The following is a 16,182-nucleotide window of genomic DNA, read 5'->3' as shown; positions in this document are numbered from 1 at the left end:
AGGCTACCGCGTCGGCAGCGCCTGCCCGGCCGGGCGCACGCTGATCTCGGAGCTGGTGACGGTCTGCAGCCCGCCCGGCGTCTGCACCAGCAGGGCGCCGTCGGCCGCCACGCCCTGGGCGATGCCGCTCTGCCCGTCGCTCAGGGTCACGTCCCGGCCCGCCAGCGCGTCGCGCAGGGCGAAGCGCGGCTGCACGGGCGCGAAGCCCTGGCGCTCGAAGGCCTGCAGCATGCCCACCAGCGGCGCGGCGATGCGGGCCAGCGCGGCGGGTGCGTCCAGCGCGGCATCGAGCTCGCTCAGGCTGGCGGGCGGCCGGTTCATGCCGTCGCCCGGGCGCGGCAGCAGGTTGATGCCGATGCCCACCACCACGTAGCGCGCGCCGCCCGGGGCCGAGCCGCCGGCCTGGGGCGCGACGAAGCTGGCGGTTTCGACCAGGATGCCGGCCAGCTTGCGGTCGCCGTCCAGCCACACGTCGTTGGGCCATTTCAGGCCGATGCGCGGCGTGCCGCTGCCGGGCGCGGGCAGCACGGGCTGCAGGCTTTCGGCCACGCTCACGCCCACGGCCAGCGACAGGCCCGACCAGTCGGCCGGCGCCAGCGGCAGGCCCAGCGAGAAGGTGAGCGAGGCCAGCGCGCCCGAGCCCTCGGCCGGCGTGCCTTGCGCCTGGCTCTGCCACGGCCGGCCCATGCGGCCCCGGCCGGCGGTCTGCGACTCGGCCACCAGCAGCGTGGGCTCGGCGCGGCCGGCGCGGGCTCGGCGCATGAGTTCGGTGCTGGTGGAGTCGATGCTGGGCAGCACCTCGACGGTGAAGCCGGGCAGCATCGGCTCCACGGCCAGCCAGATGTCTTCGGCGAACCAGCGCACGGGGGCGGTGCCATTGTTGCTGTGCATGTTCATGCCCGGCGCCCCCGGCCCGGGGCGGGCGCCGGCGCTGCGGCCTGGGGCCGGGTCTGGGGCTTGCTCTTCTTCTGTCTGGCTTCGGCCTGCTTCGCCTGGGGCTTGGGCGCCAGCCCCGGCGGCACCCAGCCGCGCTTGGGCGCCAGCAGCGTGCCCCGGCAGTTGGCGCTGCCGCACCAGCAGGGGTATTCGGCCTTGAGCTTGGGGGTATAGCGCTCCTCGACGATCAGGCCGTAGTCGTAGCTCAGCTCTTCGCCCGCACGGATGTTGCGCAGCGCGGTGATGAAGATGCGGCCGCCCTGCTCGTCGGCGAAGCAATTGGGGTCGCAGCTGTGGTTGATCCAGCGCGAGGAGTTGCCGCCGTAGTTCGCGTCGATCACGCGATCTTCATCGACGTGGAAATAGAAGGTATGGTTCGGCTGCGCGGGATCGTGCGGATGCCGGTCCTGCGCTTCCTGCCAGGAAATGATCTCGCCGGTGTATTCGATGATGGGCTCGCCCTCGGCGATGTCCTGCACCGCGAAGACACCCTTGCCGTGCACGCCCGAGCGCCGGGTCTGGATGCGCCGCCCCGGAGCGAATGGGGAAACGGCGGACGAGGCGATGCGGGGCATGGCAAAACTCTGTTAGTTTGAATAGGCACACATGCGTGCGCATGCGCGCGTGAGGCTCACGAATTGTAGAAGCGCCTCTGGAGGCGAGACCCCAAAATGAACAAGACTCTGGTAATTGCAGAAAAACCATCGGTGGCGCAGGACATCGTGCGTGCGCTCACCCCCATTGCCGGCAAGTTCGACAAGCACGAGGACCATTTCGAGAACGACCGCTATCTGGTCACCAGCGCGGTGGGCCACCTGGTGGAGATCCAGGCGCCCGAGGAGTTCGACGTCAAGCGCGGCAAGTGGAGCTTCGCGCACCTGCCGGTGATCCCGCCGCACTTCGACCTCAAGCCGGTGGACAAGACCAAGAGCCGCCTGAACGCGGTGGTCAAGCTGGCCAAGCGCAAGGACGTGGGCGACCTGGTGAACGCCTGCGACGCGGGCCGCGAGGGTGAACTGATCTTCCGCCTGATCGAGCAGTACGCCGGCGGCGCCAAGGGCGGCTTGGGCAAGCCCATCCGCCGCCTCTGGCTGCAGTCGATGACGCCCCAGGCCATCCGCGACGGCTTCGAGAACCTGCGCAGCGACCAGCAGATGCAGGGCCTGGCCAGCGCCGCGCGCAGCCGCTCGGAGGCCGACTGGCTGGTCGGCATCAACGGCACGCGGGCGATGACGGCCTTCAACTCCCAGGGCGGCGGGTTCTTTTTGACCACCGTCGGCCGGGTGCAGACGCCCACGCTGTCGCTGGTGGTGGAGCGCGAGGAGAAGATCCGCAAGTTCGTCAGCCGCGAATACTGGGAAGTCCACGGCGGCTTCCATGCCGAGGCGGGCGAATACCTGGGCAAGTGGTTCGATCCGAAGTGGAAGAAAAACAGCGACGACCCCGAGGCCCGCGCCGACCGCATCTGGGAGATCCACGAGGCCCTGGCCATCGCCGAGGCCGTGCGCGGCAAGGCCGCCACCGTCACCGAGGAAAGCAAGCCCACCAGCCAGGCATCGCCCCTGCTGTTCGACCTGACCAGCCTGCAGCGCGAGGCCAACGGCAAGTTCGGCTTCTCGGCCAAGACCACGCTGGCGCTGGCGCAGAGCCTGTATGAACGCCACAAGGCGCTGACCTATCCGCGTACCGATTCGCGCGCCCTGCCCGAAGACTATCTGCCCGTGGCCCGCGACACCTTCGGCATGCTGGCCACCAGCGGCATGCGCCACCTGGCGCCCTTCGCCCAGCAGGCGCTGGACCAGAACTACGTGCGCCCCACCAAGCGCATCTTCGACAACGCCAAGGTCAGCGATCACTTCGCCATCATCCCGACCACGCAGGCGCCCAGCGGCCTCTCGGAAGCCGAACAGAAGCTCTACGACCTGGTCGTGCGCCGCTTCATGGCCGTGTTCTTCCCCAGCGCCGAGCATCTGGTCACCACCCGCATCAGCCAGGTGGTGGGCCACAGCTTCAAGACCGAGGGCAAGGTTCTGGTCAAGCCCGGCTGGCTCGCCATCTACGGCAAGGAAGCCGCGGGCGAGGTCGAGGACGGCAAGGCCGGCGACAAGGGCCAGCCGCTGGTGCCCGTGCAGCCCGGCGAGATGGTGCGCACCGAATTCGCCGAGGCCAAGGGCCTGAAGACCAAGCCGCCCGCACGCTACTCCGAAGCCACCCTGCTGGGCGCCATGGAAAGCGCCGGCAAGCAGGTGGAAGACGAGGAACTGCGCTCCGCCATGCAGGAAAAAGGCCTGGGCACCCCGGCCACGCGCGCGGCCATCATCGAAGGCCTGCTGACCGAGAAGTACATGCTGCGCGAAGGCCGCGAGCTGATCCCCACCGCCAAGGCCTTCCAGCTGATGACCCTGCTGCGCGGCCTGGAGGTGGACGAGCTCTGCCGCGCCGACCTGACCGGCGAGTGGGAGTACAAGCTCTCGCAGATGGAAAAGGGCCAGCTCAGCCGCGAAGCCTTCATGCAGCAGATCGCCGCCATGACCGAGCGCATGGTCAAGAAGGCCAAGGAATACGACCGCGACACCATCCCCGGCGACTACGCGACGCTCTCGGCCCCCTGCCCCAACTGCGGCGGCGTGGTCAAGGAGAACTACCGCCGCTACGCCTGCGTGGGCAAAGCCGGTGACGGCTCCGACGCCTGCGGCTTCTCGTTCGGCAAGTCGCCCGCCGGCCGCACCTTCGAGACCGCCGAGGCCGACCAGCTGCTGCGCGACCGCCGCATCGGCCCGCTGGAAGGCTTCCGCTCCAAGGCCGGCTGGCCGTTCACCGCCGAAGTCACCATCGTGCGCGACGAAGAAGCCGGCAACTACAAGCTCGAATTCGACTTCGGCGACGACCGCGCCGCCGAGGAATCGGGCGAACTGGTGGACTTCGGCGAGCAGGTCAGCCTGGGCGACTGCCCCGTCTGCGGCGCGCCCGTCTATGAGCACGGCGCCAACTACGTCTGCAGCAAGTCCGTGCCCACCGCCGCCCAGCCCACGCCCAGCTGCACCTTCAAGAGCGGCAAGGTCATCCTGCAGCAGCCCGTGGAGCGCTCGCAGATGAGCAAGCTGCTGGCCACCGGCAAGACCGACCTGCTCGACAAGTTCGTCAGCATGCGCACCCGCCGCAACTTCAAGGCCTTCCTGGCCTGGGACAAGGAAGCCGGCAAGGTCAATTTCGAGTTCGAGCAGAAGGCCAGCAAGTTCCCGCCGCGCAAGACCGCCGCGGGCAGCAGCACCGCCGCCGCTACCAAAACCGGAGCAGCCAGCGCAGGCCGCACGGGCGCTGCCGCCAAGAAAACCACCAAGCCCGCGGCCAAGAAGGCAGCCTCTGGCACCACCGCCGCCAAGGCCCCGCGCAAGAGCGCAGCCGGCAAACCGCCCAGCCCCGCCCTGGCCGCCGTGATCGGCCCCGAACCCGTCGCCCGGCCCGAGGCGGTCAAGAAAATGTGGGAATACATCAAGGCCCACAACCTGCAGGACCCCAAGGACAAGCGCACCATCGTCGCCGACGCCAAGCTGCGCGCCGTGTTCGGCAAGGACAGTGCGGGCATGTTCGAGCTGGCGGGCATCCTGGGCAAGCATCTGCAAGGAGATGGCGAATGACGACGATCACCGCGACCACCGACGAGGGGCGCCCCGCCCCTTCTTCTTCTTCTGCCGCCACGGCCCGCGAGGGCCGGCCCCAGGCCCCAGGGCGCGCGCGCCGCGCCGGCGCGGCGGCCTTGCTGGCCTGCTGCGCAGCCCTGGCTCTCAGCGGCTGCGGCACCGTCGCCTCGCGCCCCTCCAACGACCCGGCCACCAGCACCCAGGCCAGCGAAAGCGGGGTGACGGTGTTCGGGACGGTCGATGTGGGGGTGGGGGGAGTGCGGTCTTCGCGGTGAGCCGTGGGAGATAGGAAAGCGCCCAGGCTGGCTGGGGCTTCAAGGCACCACATCGACAACGCAGAACCTGTCAGCCCGTGGAGACCAGCATCCAACTCCTGACGACGCCGGACGCCGAAGCGGCCTGCGACATAGTCCGAAGCTCCATTGCTGAATGCTGCTTCGCTGATCACCGGGGTGACCCGGAAGTCATACGAACCTGGCTCGGCAACAAAACGCCCGACAACTTCAGCGCTTGGTTTTCATCGCCGCAAAACATTCCGCTCGGTGCATTCGATGGCGGCAGGCTTGTCGGCGTGGCTCTCGTATCTGAATCCAGCCTCAGCCTTTGCTATTTGGCGCCCGAAGCACTCCATCGCGGCATAGGCAAGAGCCTTCTGGCCGCCGCCGAAGCAGTGGCTCGCCAAAGAGGTGTCGAGGAGCTCCATTTGGAAAGCACCCGCACGGCAGAAGCGTTCTACCGGAGAAATGGGTTTCAGCCGTCCGGCCCGGTGCATTTCCGGGCGGGCCTGCAGGCGCTTCCGATGAGCAAGCGTTTGACGCCCGAAGCGACAATCGGCGCTGAGCAGCCGTAGGTGGCCGTGGCGTGGCGCAATACCGCTCATATCCTCGACTTGGACATGCCCATGACCGACCTGGAAACCTCCTGGCACCGCGCCTGGATCGACCTGTCCCTGCCACCACCCCCAGGCCTGCATGAGCAGCTCATCGCCGCCTACCAGGAGCCCCAGCGGCACTACCACTCACTGCAGCACCTAAGCGAATGCCTGGCCCACTTCGCCACCGTCCGCGATCAGGCGCGGCACCCCGGCGAGGTCGCCCTCGCGCTGTGGTTCCACGATGCGGTCTATGACGTCAAAGGCGCTTCCAACGAGCGCCTGAGCGCGGACTGGGCCGTCCGCGTGCTGCAGGCAGTGGGCGCGGATGTGGCCGTGCAAAGCCGCGTGGAGCGGCTCATCATGGCGACGCAGCACGGCGCGGCGGAGCCTGCCGCCGACGAGCCCGACCAGCAGTTGCTGGTGGATATCGACCTCGCCATCCTGGGCGCCGCGCCCGAGCGCTTTGCGGAATACGACCGGCAGGTGCGCGCCGAATACCGCTGGGTGCCCGGCATCATCTATCGCATGAAGCGCAAGGCCGTGCTGCAATCGTTCCTGGCACGCCCGTACATCTACGGCACGGCGCATTTCCGGGAGCGCTACGAGGCGCAGGCACGACGCAATCTGGCGCTTGCGGTGGCGTAGCGAGGGCAGCCGCCTACACCACCAACCGCGAATACCCCACGCCCCCGCCCTTCACCACCCGAATCTGCGCCGGTATCCGCTCCTTCAACGCCTCCACATGGCTGATGATCCCGATCATCTTGCCGCTGGCGTTGAGTGAATCCAGCGCCGTGAGCGCCACCTCCAGGGTGTCGCCGTCCAATGAACCAAACCCTTCGTCGAGGAACAGCGAATCGATGGAGGTCTTGTGGCTCACCAGGTCCGATAGCGCCAGCGCGAGCGCCAGGCTGACCAGAAAGCCTTCGCCGCCCGACAGGGTGCGCGTGTCGCGGGCCACGTCGCCTTGCCAGGCGTCCACGATTTCCAGTTCCAGCTCGCCGGTGGATTTGCGGCGCAGCAGGTAGCGGCCGTGCAGGCGGTTCAGGTGCTGGTTCGCCAGCTGCAGCAGATGGTCGAGCGTGAGGCCCTGGGCGAACTTGCGGAACTTGTCGCCCTTGGCGGAGCCGATCAGGCTGTCCAGCCGTTGCCACAGGTCCGTCTCCGCCGTCTGGCTGGCGATCTGCGCGAACAGGGCTTGCTGGTTGCTGCGCAGCTGGGCGTCTTGCGCCAGCAGCGCGCGGTGGGCGCCGATCTGTTCGCTGAAGGCGGTGCGCTGTGCTTCCAGCTCGGCCAGGCGGGCGCTCAGGTCGTCGAGGGAATGCGGGGTCGGCGCCTGGTCCTGCAACCGTGCGTGGCGGTCCTTCGCGGCCTGCAGCAGGGCGTCGGCGCGTTGCTGGGCGCCGTGCAAGGCGTCGCGCTGCTGGGCCAGGCGCTGGCGCTCGGGTTCCGGCAGCAAGGCGGCCTCGAAGGCGGCCAGATCGGCGAAGGGGCTGGCCTGCAGCGCGGCGAGCCAGGCGGCAGTGGCTTCTTCCAAGGCGGCCCTGTGCTGGGCCTGCGTGGCCTGCGCCTGGGACTGGCGGCCTTCCAGTTCGGCCAGGGTGCGCTGCATGCGGTCGATGGCCTGCACGGCCTCGGTCAGTGCAGTGGATGCGTCTTGGCCCGCGAGGTCTTCGGGGTGCGCAGGCGCCTGGGACACGCCTTCTGCGCCTGCGAGCCATTCCGCGCAGCGCTCGGCCCAGCGTCGGGCCTGGGCTTCGGACGCATCGCGCTGTGCCTGCAGGCGCGTGGTGGCGTGCGCCAGCGTCTGCAGCTCCGCCTGGGTATGGCGCCAGCGTTGCCATTCGGCTTCACGCGCCTGCAGCCAGGGGGCGTGGTCGCCCGGCAGGGTGTAGCCGGCTGCTTCGATATCGGTGCGCAGGCGCGACTCCAGCGTGGCGAGTTCTGTCTGGGCCGCGCCCACCGCTTGCGACAGCGTGGCATGGCGGGCCTGCGCTTCCTGGGCGGCCTGCTCCTGCAGCGCCAGCTGGTGCGTGGCGTTCTGCACGGCTTGGTCCGCGTCCCTGAGCGCGACCGTCGCCTGCTGCATTTGCAGCTCACCCGCTTCTGCGTGCTGCAAGGCGCTCGCCAGCTGTGCCAGCGCGTCCGTGGCCGATTGCAGTCGGACGGCCAGCGTCTCCGCGTGGCGCCAATCCTCGGTATCCAGTGCAGCAGGGGCGGCCAGCTGCGCGGTGGTCGTGGCCCACCGGGCCTGCCAGTCCGCTTGGTGCCGCTCGGATTGCACCTGCTGCTCCTTGCGGGCGGCCAGCTGGGCCTTGCTGGCGGCCAGCGACTCTGCGACCGCCTGGCCTTGGGCCCTCAGCGTCTCCAGTTCGGTTTCCTTCTGCTGCAGGGCCGCCGCGGTGGCCGACACGTCCAGCGCCTGGTAGGCGTCGATGGCAGGGTGCGCCGTGGCGCCGCACAGCGGGCAGGGCTCGCCAGGCTGCAGGGCGTGGCGGTGCGCGTCCAGGCTCTGGATGCGGCGCTCCTGCTCCAGCAGCTTCTGCTTGTCGGCCACCTGTTCCTTGACGGTGGCGTACTGGCCGCGCAGGGTCTGGCGGGCGGCCTCCTGCCGGGCCACGTCGGCTTCCACGCGCTGCACCTCGGCAGCCAGCGCGATGTGCTGGCCGGCCAGGTCACGGCGCTGCTGCCCCAGCTGTTCGATCTGCCGCCAGGCCGCCACCTGCCCCTGGGCGTGTTGCCAGCGCTCGCGCAGCGCGGCCAGGGGTTGGCCGCCCAGCCGTTGGCGCTGCTCCGCCTGGGCCGCCGCCAGTGCCGCAGCCGCAGCCGACCGGGCCTGCGTGGCTGCATCCGCCGCCGCGCGTTGGGTGGTGATGTGGCCGGTGCGCAGGGCCATGTCGTCCTGCAGCGCCTGCAGCGCCGTGCTTTGCTCGGCCAGCCGGCCTTGCAGGCCGTGGTGATGCGACAACTGTTGCCGCCATGCACCCAGGCGCTCGCCCAGGTGGGCGTGCTGCGGGTGGGCGGTGCAGTAGTCGGCGTGGCGTTGCTGCGCTGCTTCGGTCTGCGCCAGCTCGGTCTGCGCGGCATCCGCCACGCGGCGTGCCAGCCAGGCGGCGCGGTGGTGCTGCTGGGCGTGGGCTGCGGATTCGCGCGCGTGCTGCGTGTGCAGGTCGGCCAGCAGCGCTTCGCTGGCGCGGCAGGCCCCCTGCGCCTGCTGCCAGGCGGTATGCGGCGCGCGCAGGTGTTGCGCGGGTTCGCTGTCGGCCAGACGTTGCAGTTCAGACGCTGCGGCCTGCAGTGCGGCCAGGGCCTGCTGCTGGCCGGCCTCCGCGTCCTGAACGCCTTGCGCCGCGCGCGCCAGATCGATATGCCATTGGCGGTGGCCGGCGGTGGTGGCATGGGCGGCCTGCACGTCCTCCAGCGCCTGCGTCCAGGCCTGCATCTCTTCCTGCATGGCTGCGATGCGCTCTGCGGGCAGCAGCTCCACACCATCGGCGCGGGCCTTGAGCTGGTCGAGTTGCTGCCGGGCGTCGCGGGCCCGATCGAACACCTTGCGGGAGATTTCGCCGTAGATCTCGGTGCCCGTCAGTTCTTCCAGCAGCTCGGCCCGGTCATTGGCGCTGGCGTTCAGGAAGGCAGCGAACTGGCCTTGCGCCAGCAGCATGGAGCGGGTGAAGCGGCCGAAGTCCAGCCCGGTGATGCCGGCCACGCGCCGCAGCTTGTCGCTGCTCTGGCTGCTGAGGATGGTGCCCAGGCCGGTGGCCGGATCCACCTGGGCCAGCTCCACCCTCGGGTCTTGCAAGGCGCCGTCCACCTTGTCGCGCGCCCGGCGCTGGCTCCAGAAGGCGCGGTACACGGCGCCCTTCACCTCGAACTCCACCTCGGCGAGGCAATCGGCGGTGTGGCGCGTCATGATGTCGTTGGCCGTCTTGGAGACGCTGGCAAGGCGCGGCGTCTGGTGGTAGAGCGCCAGGCAGATGGCGTCCAGCAGCGTGGACTTGCCCGCCCCCATGGGGCCGGTGATGGCGAAGAGGCTGTTGTCCGTAAAGGGGGGCTGGGTGAAGTCGATCGCCCACTCGCCCTTGAGCGAATTCAGGTTCTTCAGGCGCAGCTTCAGAATCTTCATGCGGCGGTGCCTTCCGTGATGCCGCTGACCACTTCTGCATAGCGCTGCCGCAGGGCTTCCTGCGTGCCGGATTCCAGCTGTTCCAGCGCCAGGCGCCGGGCGAACACGTCGTCGGGGCTGAGCTCATCCAGCGTCTCCATGGCGCTGCCGGCTATCGCGGCCAGTGCGCTCGCCCGTTGGCGGCGCACTCGTAGCACCTCCACAGGAAGGCCCTGCGCCATGGCGCCGATGCGGGCAGGCAGGTCTTGCAGGTAGTCGTCCTCCGCCACCGTCACCTCCAGCCACACGGGCTGCTCTGCGGTGCCTTGCGTGGCAGCTGCGGCGATGGCACCTTGCAGTTCAGCCAGGTTGCCGCTGACGGACACCAGGGCCTGGAACCTGGGCACGGCCAGGGGCGTGACCTGGGCGCTGCCGTCGCCGGCCAGGTCCACCAGCAGCACTTCCTTCTGCTGCCGGGCCTCGTCGAATCCCAGCGGGATCGGCGAGCCGCAGTAGCGGATGTGGTTCAGGCCACCGACCTGCTGTGGCTTGTGGATATGCCCCAGCGCGATGTAGTCCACGGGCGGGAAGGCGGCCGTGGGGAAGGCGTCCAGCGAACCCACATAGATCTCGCGCACCGACTCGTTGCTGCTGGCGCCCACCGTCGTGAGGTGGCCCGTGGCGATGAGCGGGATGGGCCGGCCCAGCGTCTCCTGCAATTGCGCCTGCCGATCGCGCGCCGCCTCATGGACCCCCTGGTAATAGGCCTGGATCGCCCGTTGCAGCGCCTGCTGCCTTTCCTGCGCGCTCTGTCCGGCCTGGCTTTGCAGCACGTCGCGCGGGCGCAGGAACGGCACGGCGCAGACCACGCAACCGGCCTCGCCGTTGCCACCCCGCCGGGGCAGCACGACGACATGGTCCGCCGGGTTGCCGACCGCGCCGACGACCGTCGTGCTCAGCACGGCCAGCAGGGAACGGCTTTCGCCCAAGGTCGCCACCGAATCGTGGTTTCCGCCCAGCAGCAGCAGCGCGACCCCGGCGCGGTGCAGCCCCACGACCAGATCGCTGTACAGCTCGCGCGCATAGCTGGGCGGCGTGCCGGTGTCGAAGATGTCTCCCGCGATGAGCACGGCGTCCACGGCGTGCGCATCGACTTGCGCCAGCAACCAGTCGATCAGGGCGGCGTGCTCCGCCTGCCGGCTCTTGCCCATGAAATGCTGGCCGAGATGCCAGTCGGAGGTGTGGAGGATGCGCATGGTGGTGGGGGCGGGGTGGATGCTGCGGTGAGCAATATTCTGTCTGCCAAAGGCTGCGGGCCGCGGCCGGCCTGCACTTCATCGACGACCGCCGACATTGCCTGATCGGTCAGTGCCGGGCCTCATGGAACCAGCGCATAGGCCACATTGCGGCCGCCGCCTTCCAGCCGCACCAGCACGCCCCGGATCACCAGATCGTTGATGTCCCGCAGCGCGGTGTCCGATGAGCATTTGGCAAGGGCTGCCCACTTGGCGTTGTTCAGCTTCCCCTCCATTCCGTCCAGCACACGGTTCAGCACCAGGGTCTGCCTGGCATTCATGGGCGCATCCGCCCAGCGCTGCCAGAACTGCGCCTTGGCCAGCACGTCGGCCACCAGGCCATCGGCGCCCTGTACGGCGCGCAGCAGGCAGCCCAGGAACCAGGCCAGCCAGGGCGTGACGTCGAGCGTGCCGCGCTGGGTGGTTTCCAGCTGTTCGTAGTAGTGCTTGCGTTCGCGCTGGATCTGCGCGCTCAGGCTGTAGAAGCGCTGGGCGCTGCCTTCGGCACGGGCCAGGGCCATGTCGCCCACGGCGCGGCTGATGCGGCCGTTGCCGTCGTCGAAAGGGTGCAGCGCGACCAGCCACAGATGCGCCAGCCCGGCATGCACGAGGGGATCGCCCTGGGGCGAGGGGTGGTTGAACCAGTCGAGGAAAGCGGCGGCTTGCGCGGGCAGGCGGGCAGCGGGTGGTGCTTCGTAATGCACTGTCTCGCGCCCGATGGGGCCGGAGACGACCTGCATGGGCCCTGCGGCATCGTTGCGCCAGGCGCCGGTCTGGATACGCAGGCGGCCGCTGTAGCTGGTGGGGAAAAGCGCTGCATGCCAGCCGAAGAGGCGTTCGGCCGTCAGCGGCTCGGCAAAGCGCTGGGTGGCATCCAGCACCATGTCCACCACACCGTCCACATGCCGGTCGGCAGGGGCCAGCGCACCGATGTCCACGCCCAGGCGGCGCGCGATGGACGAGCGCACGGCCTCATGGCTGAGCGCTTCGCCTTCGATGGCGCTGGTGGTGATGACCTCTTGCGTCAGCGCCTGCAAGGTGGCCTGGTCGCGCTGCGCCAGGCCTACGCCAGCCATGCGGCCGGCCAGGTGGCCCTGGGCGCGGTGGACTTCGGCCAGGGATGCGGCCAGCGCGGCGGCATCGAACCGCCACTGCGGCCAGTCGGCGCGTTGCCAGAGGCAGGTGCGGCGGCGGGGGGCTTTGTCTGACCACATGCGGTGATTATGCGGCGCATTCACCGCAAAAAATGCGGCGAATAAGCCCCGCATTCACCGCAGCCCTTGCGAGACAGGCCCCGTGCCGGCGCCCGGCTAATATCCCCAGCCCGGCCCACCCGGGCCGGTTTTCCTTCTTTCCCACCTTCCTACTACCCACGGAGATAGCACCTCATGTTCAGCCATGTCATGGTCGGCGTCGCGGACCTCGAACGTTCCAAGCGTTTCTACGACGCCCTGCTGGGCACCCTGGGCGTCGGGCCCGGCGTTGCCAACAAAAGCCGGTTCTTCTACCGCAGCCCCACGGGCCTGTTCGGCATCACGCTGCCCATCAACGGCGAGCCGGCCACGCACGGCAACGGCAGCACCATCGGCTTCACCATGGATTCGCCCGAGCAGGCCGACGCCTTCCACGCCGCCGGCGTGGCCCACGGCGGCACGACCTGCGAAGACCCGCCGGGCTGGCGCGAATTCGGCGGCGGCCAGATCTATCTGGCCTATCTGCGCGACCCGGACGGCAACAAGCTCTGCGCCCTCTTCCGGCCGCAGCAGGCGTGAGATAGCTCACGGCCTTTTGCTTCGCTTTTGATAGCTGCCAGCGCCCATCCTTCGGGCGCTGGCGGGTGATTCCGCTTCCAACCTTTCATCTCTCCACCCCACCAAGGAACCCGCATTGCAATCCGCCAGCCCCAGCACCTTCGACGCGGCCTATTACCAGCGCTTTTATTTCGACAAGAAGACCAGCGTGGTGGACCCGGCCCACATGGAGCGGCTGGGCGCGTTCGTGTGCAGCTACCTGCACTACCTGCGGGTGCCGGTGCTGCGCGTGCTGGACGTGGGCTGCGGCATCGGGCTGTGGAAGGGCATCGTGGAAAAGCACATCCCGGCCGCCCGCTACCGGGGCGTGGAGTTCAGCCCCTACCTGTGCGAGCGCTTCGGCTGGCAGCAGGGCTCAGTGGTGGACTATGCGGCGCCCGAGCCGTTCGACTTCGTGATCTGCCAGGGCGTGCTGCCCTACCTGAGCGAGCCCGACCTGCAGGCCGCGCTGCGCAACCTGGGCCGCCTGTGCCACGGCGCGCTCTACATCGAGGCGGTGTCGCGCGAGGACTATGAGCAGGGCATCATCGACGAGGACCTGACCGACGGCCGCGTTTTCCGCCACAGCGCCGAGCTCTACCGCAGCGGCCTGCGCGAGCATTTCGTGGAGCTGGGCGGCGGGCTATGGCTGAGCCGGGAGGCGGAGGTGCCGCTGTTTGAGCTGGAGCATGTCAGCCGCTAGGGCACTGGCTGCCGCTGGCACGGCAAGATAGAAAGAGAACAACGACAGTGTGAGGAGGGGCAGGGATGGACAACACGGCGCTTGCTTTGGTCAACCCGAACGGGCTGGTAACGGCGCTGCCAGTGCTCTTGCCATTGGGCATTGCGGCCCTGTTCGGGTGGGTGATGTGGCGCACCGAATCCTGGCATGTGCTGCGGCAACGCATTTGGCGGGTGACGCACGGCAAAGGAGAGATCACCGACCCGGACATCCGCCGATTCATCGAAGAGCAGACTGATCTCGGTGCTTTCCGGATCTTCGTAGGCCCGGCCGTTCGCTCGATACGCGAAGCACGTGAATTGATGGAGTGGTGCCGATCGCGCGATGTGGATTTAGGCACGTTGCGCGAATGCGGAGAATACTTTGACCCACGTACGAGAAGGATCAAGGCGGGTGAGCGATACCTCAAGTGGGCGGGACGCGTCTGGGGCTGCAGCGCGATGCTGCTGCTCCTAGCGGGGATCGCCGCCCTTCAACTGATGACGGTTTCCAGCACCCTGCTCTCGATCAAGAGCAGCGGCCAACCGTTTCTAGCCTCGGAATCGACGGTAAGTAGCTTGTGGCCTCCCTTTTACGGTCCCAGCCTGACGCGTGCAGACTGCGCAGATCCCCGAGCCGCAGCCCAACGCATTTCCTTCAATCCTGAAGACACGGCTGTGGTGTGCGAACTGCTGGCCGCACCGGAATTCAAGGAGTTCTTGCGCAAAGCCTTGTTTGAGCAACGTACCAGCCTGCTCCTGATCGGCCTGATCGCCTTGGGAAGTATGTACTTCCTCGGCGTTTCGGCACTTCGCTGTAAGAGTGCCCGCGAATTGCGCGCACGCCAGCTCAATCCCGCAATGCCCGCACAGCAGATGGAACTGGATTTCGGCAACCCGCCGTAAGCCGGGGACAAGGGCCGCAACAGCCAAGCCGGCGAAGGGAGTCCTCAGTCACAATCGCGGCCCCGATGCATTCGCCCATTCCCCCCTCCCCCCACGCCGTCTCCCGCCTGCGCACCGCCCGCCTCGCCCGCAGCGCCAAGCCGTTCCTGGCCCGGGGCGGGCCCCGGGGCGAGCGCTGCCCGGGCTGCCGGCTGCAGCCCAGCCACTGCCTGTGCGCAGCGCGGCCGCAGGTGCCGGTGGATGCGGGCATGTGCCTGCTGATGGCCGACATCGAGCCGCTCAAGCCCAGCAATACCGGCTGGCTGATCGCCGATGTGGTGGCCGACACCTTCGCCTTCGGCTGGGCGCGCACGCAGGTGGACCCGGGCCTGCTGGCGCTGCTGCGCGATCCGCAGTGGCAGCCGTATGTAGTCTTTCCGGGCGAGTTCGTCGATCCGCGGCGCGTGGTCACCCAGCTGCTGGCGCCGGCGACAGCCCCCGTCGCACAGACGGCACAGGGCGCACCGGCCGCTGCCCCCAAGCGCCCGCTCTTCGTGCTGCTGGACGCCACCTGGCCCGAGGCGCGCAAGATGTTCCGCAAGAGCCCCTATCTCGACAACCTGCCGGTGCTGAGCCTGGAGTCGGGCCAGCTCTCGCGCTACCGGCTGCGGCGCTCCACGCGGGGCGACCATTTCTGCACGTCGGAGGTGGCGGCGCTGTGCCTGGAACTGGCGGGCGAGACCCGCGCCGCCCGCGTGCTGGAGGCGTATCTGGATGTCTTCACCCACCACTATCTGCAGGCCAAGCATCAGCTGCCGCCGCATTGGGATGGCGACGAGCACCGGCGGCTGCGTGCGCTGGCGGCGGGCGATGCGCTGCCGGACGAGGCCGTGGGGACACCCTCAGCCTGACCCTGCGGACCAACAGCCGCTTAGAACGTGTTCACGATCTCGCAGGGGATCGCGTTGGAGCGCAATCGGGATGAGTGGATGCTTCGGATGCGCCGCATGGGCTCTGAGCCCATGCAAGCAGCCGGGGCGTCAAAACGCGTTGCCATGGCCCGATTTCGCTCCAACCCGAAGGGCAGCGGTCTGGGCGGGCGGTCTGCGGCGTTGCGGCGCTTGTGGATAGCCGTGCTATCCACTGCGCATCGCGCCTTGCATCCATCCCGCCCACACCGCTGCGCGACCCCTGGGAGATCGGGAACACGTTCTTACAACCGCCACACGATCGGGCGATAGGATGGCCGGCCCGACCGTCATCGCGGCCCGACCGCCGCAGCCGCCCACTCCATGCAACGCCGCCTCCTGATCGCCACCGCCCCTGCCGCCGTCTTCGCCGCCCTGCTGGGCTGCGCCGCGACGGCCTCGGCCGGGCCGCGCTACACCATTCCCCGCGAAGAGATCGAAGAGACGCTGGCCCAGCGCTTTCCGCGCCGCTTTCCGCTGGCCGGGCTGGTGGAGCTGAACGTGCAGGCGCCGCGCATCGTGCTCAAGCCCGAGCGCAACCGGCTGGCGGCCGACATGGTGGTCGATGCGGGCGGCCCGCTGCTGCGGCGCAACTACCCCGGGCGGCTGAACGTGGAGTTCGGCCTGCGCTACGAGCCCAGCGACCGCACCGTGCGGGCGCACGACATCCAGCTGAACACGCTGGAGTTCCCCGACCTGCGGCCCGACGCGGCGGCCCTGCTGGCGCAATACGGGCCGCAGCTGGCGCGCGAGTCGGTGGGCGAGGTGGTGCTGCACACCCTGCGCCCGCAGGACCTGGCCCTGCCCGACGGGCTGGGCATGCAGCCTGGCGCCATCACCGTGACCGACCGCGGGCTGGCGGTGGAGCTGGTGCCCAAGCCGCTGTCCTGACGGGCGGCACGCGCCGCGCCATTCACCACGGCCGCCAGAGCGCTATGAAAAAGAGAGCTAGCTGCACGCACTCCACC

General features: G+C 68.9%; 14 protein-coding genes. 9 read left to right on the top strand and 5 right to left on the bottom strand.

Features of this window, described 5'->3' with window-relative positions:
- Window positions 1-3: 3 nt before the first annotated feature.
- On the bottom strand, window positions 4-897 hold the full coding sequence (locus BM070_RS03575; RefSeq protein WP_245785095.1) for a biotin--[acetyl-CoA-carboxylase] ligase: 894 nt from the start codon (window positions 895-897) through the stop codon (window positions 4-6).
- On the bottom strand, window positions 894-1,511 hold the full coding sequence (locus BM070_RS03570) for an SET domain-containing protein (RefSeq protein ID WP_092937662.1): 618 nt from the start codon (window positions 1,509-1,511) through the stop codon (window positions 894-896). Before BM070_RS03570 ends, BM070_RS03575 begins: the two co-directional genes overlap by 4 nt.
- A gap of 96 nt (window positions 1,512-1,607) precedes the next feature.
- Between BM070_RS03570 and BM070_RS03565 the strand changes: the two genes are divergently transcribed.
- From BM070_RS03565 to BM070_RS03550, 4 genes are all read left to right on the top strand, one after another.
- Window positions 1,608-4,574 (top strand): DNA topoisomerase III, encoded by a 2,967-nt coding sequence (locus tag BM070_RS03565; protein ID WP_092937660.1) that lies wholly within the window; start codon window positions 1,608-1,610, stop codon window positions 4,572-4,574.
- Window positions 4,571-4,852: a hypothetical protein gene (locus BM070_RS03560; protein WP_092937658.1), complete on the top strand. Its 282-nt coding sequence runs from the start codon at window positions 4,571-4,573 to the stop codon at window positions 4,850-4,852. Before BM070_RS03565 ends, BM070_RS03560 begins: the two co-directional genes overlap by 4 nt.
- A gap of 77 nt (window positions 4,853-4,929) precedes the next feature.
- Window positions 4,930-5,427, top strand: coding sequence for a GNAT family N-acetyltransferase (locus BM070_RS03555; protein ID WP_092937656.1), 498 nt, complete (start codon window positions 4,930-4,932; stop codon window positions 5,425-5,427).
- A gap of 51 nt (window positions 5,428-5,478) precedes the next feature.
- Window positions 5,479-6,096: an HD domain-containing protein gene (locus tag BM070_RS03550; RefSeq protein ID WP_175518409.1), complete on the top strand. Its 618-nt coding sequence runs from the start codon at window positions 5,479-5,481 to the stop codon at window positions 6,094-6,096.
- A gap of 13 nt (window positions 6,097-6,109) precedes the next feature.
- Here BM070_RS03550 and BM070_RS03545 read toward each other — a convergent pair whose 3' ends face one another.
- The 3 genes from BM070_RS03545 to BM070_RS03535 all read right to left on the bottom strand — a co-directional run bounded on the left by BM070_RS03545 (window position 6,110) and on the right by BM070_RS03535 (window position 12,065).
- Window positions 6,110-9,577, bottom strand: coding sequence for an AAA family ATPase (locus BM070_RS03545; protein WP_092937652.1), 3,468 nt, complete (start codon window positions 9,575-9,577; stop codon window positions 6,110-6,112).
- Window positions 9,574-10,812, bottom strand: coding sequence for an exonuclease subunit SbcD (gene sbcD / locus BM070_RS03540; protein WP_092937650.1), 1,239 nt, complete (start codon window positions 10,810-10,812; stop codon window positions 9,574-9,576). Before sbcD ends, BM070_RS03545 begins: the two co-directional genes overlap by 4 nt.
- 122 nt (window positions 10,813-10,934) lie before the next feature.
- Entirely contained in the window at window positions 10,935-12,065 is a 1,131-nt protein-coding gene (locus tag BM070_RS03535; RefSeq protein ID WP_092937648.1) for a Fic family protein, read from the bottom strand.
- Window positions 12,066-12,239: 174 nt separating this feature from the next.
- Here BM070_RS03535 and BM070_RS03530 point away from each other — a divergent pair, with 174 nt between their 5' ends.
- From BM070_RS03530 to BM070_RS03510, 5 genes are all read left to right on the top strand, one after another.
- Window positions 12,240-12,623 (top strand): VOC family protein, encoded by a 384-nt coding sequence (locus BM070_RS03530; protein WP_092937646.1) that lies wholly within the window; start codon window positions 12,240-12,242, stop codon window positions 12,621-12,623.
- 115 nt (window positions 12,624-12,738) lie between these two features.
- The gene (locus BM070_RS03525) at window positions 12,739-13,344 is read left to right on the top strand and encodes a class I SAM-dependent methyltransferase (protein WP_092937644.1); all 606 of its coding nucleotides are present in this window, start codon (window positions 12,739-12,741) and stop codon (window positions 13,342-13,344) included.
- Between the two features lie 65 nt (window positions 13,345-13,409).
- Window positions 13,410-14,267: a DUF6216 family protein gene (locus tag BM070_RS03520; protein ID WP_092937642.1), complete on the top strand. Its 858-nt coding sequence runs from the start codon at window positions 13,410-13,412 to the stop codon at window positions 14,265-14,267.
- Window positions 14,268-14,332: 65 nt separating this feature from the next.
- Window positions 14,333-15,157 (top strand): tRNA-uridine aminocarboxypropyltransferase, encoded by an 825-nt coding sequence (locus BM070_RS03515; RefSeq protein ID WP_092937640.1) that lies wholly within the window; start codon window positions 14,333-14,335, stop codon window positions 15,155-15,157.
- A 381-nt stretch (window positions 15,158-15,538) separates the two neighbouring features.
- Window positions 15,539-16,105 (top strand): DUF1439 domain-containing protein, encoded by a 567-nt coding sequence (locus BM070_RS03510; RefSeq protein WP_092937638.1) that lies wholly within the window; start codon window positions 15,539-15,541, stop codon window positions 16,103-16,105.
- Window positions 16,106-16,182 lie beyond the last annotated feature (77 nt).

The organism is Paracidovorax wautersii (assembly GCF_900113035.1).
GTDB classification, from domain to species: domain Bacteria; phylum Pseudomonadota; class Gammaproteobacteria; order Burkholderiales; family Burkholderiaceae_C; genus Paracidovorax; species Paracidovorax wautersii.
This window is presented reverse-complemented; position numbering and strand designations above follow the sequence as displayed.

Excerpts from the sequence above, each read along its gene's own strand:
- sbcD (WP_092937650.1), bottom strand. The coding sequence starts at position 10,812 with ATGCGCATCCTCCACACCTCCGACTGGCATCTCGGCCAGCATTTCATG.
- BM070_RS03545 (WP_092937652.1), bottom strand. The coding sequence starts at position 9,577 with ATGAAGATTCTGAAGCTGCGCCTGAAGAACCTGAATTCGCTCAAGGGC.
- BM070_RS03550 (WP_175518409.1), top strand. The coding sequence starts at position 5,479 with ATGACCGACCTGGAAACCTCCTGGCACCGCGCCTGGATCGACCTGTCC.
- BM070_RS03560 (WP_092937658.1), top strand. The coding sequence starts at position 4,571 with ATGACGACGATCACCGCGACCACCGACGAGGGGCGCCCCGCCCCTTCT.
- BM070_RS03530 (WP_092937646.1), top strand. The coding sequence starts at position 12,240 with ATGTTCAGCCATGTCATGGTCGGCGTCGCGGACCTCGAACGTTCCAAG.
- BM070_RS03535 (WP_092937648.1), bottom strand. The coding sequence starts at position 12,065 with ATGTGGTCAGACAAAGCCCCCCGCCGCCGCACCTGCCTCTGGCAACGC.
- BM070_RS03520 (WP_092937642.1), top strand. The coding sequence starts at position 13,410 with ATGGACAACACGGCGCTTGCTTTGGTCAACCCGAACGGGCTGGTAACG.
- BM070_RS03510 (WP_092937638.1), top strand. The coding sequence starts at position 15,539 with ATGCAACGCCGCCTCCTGATCGCCACCGCCCCTGCCGCCGTCTTCGCC.
- BM070_RS03565 (WP_092937660.1), top strand. The coding sequence starts at position 1,608 with ATGAACAAGACTCTGGTAATTGCAGAAAAACCATCGGTGGCGCAGGAC.
- BM070_RS03570 (WP_092937662.1), bottom strand. The coding sequence starts at position 1,511 with ATGCCCCGCATCGCCTCGTCCGCCGTTTCCCCATTCGCTCCGGGGCGG.
- BM070_RS03515 (WP_092937640.1), top strand. The coding sequence starts at position 14,333 with ATGCATTCGCCCATTCCCCCCTCCCCCCACGCCGTCTCCCGCCTGCGC.
- BM070_RS03575 (WP_245785095.1), bottom strand. The coding sequence starts at position 897 with ATGAACATGCACAGCAACAATGGCACCGCCCCCGTGCGCTGGTTCGCC.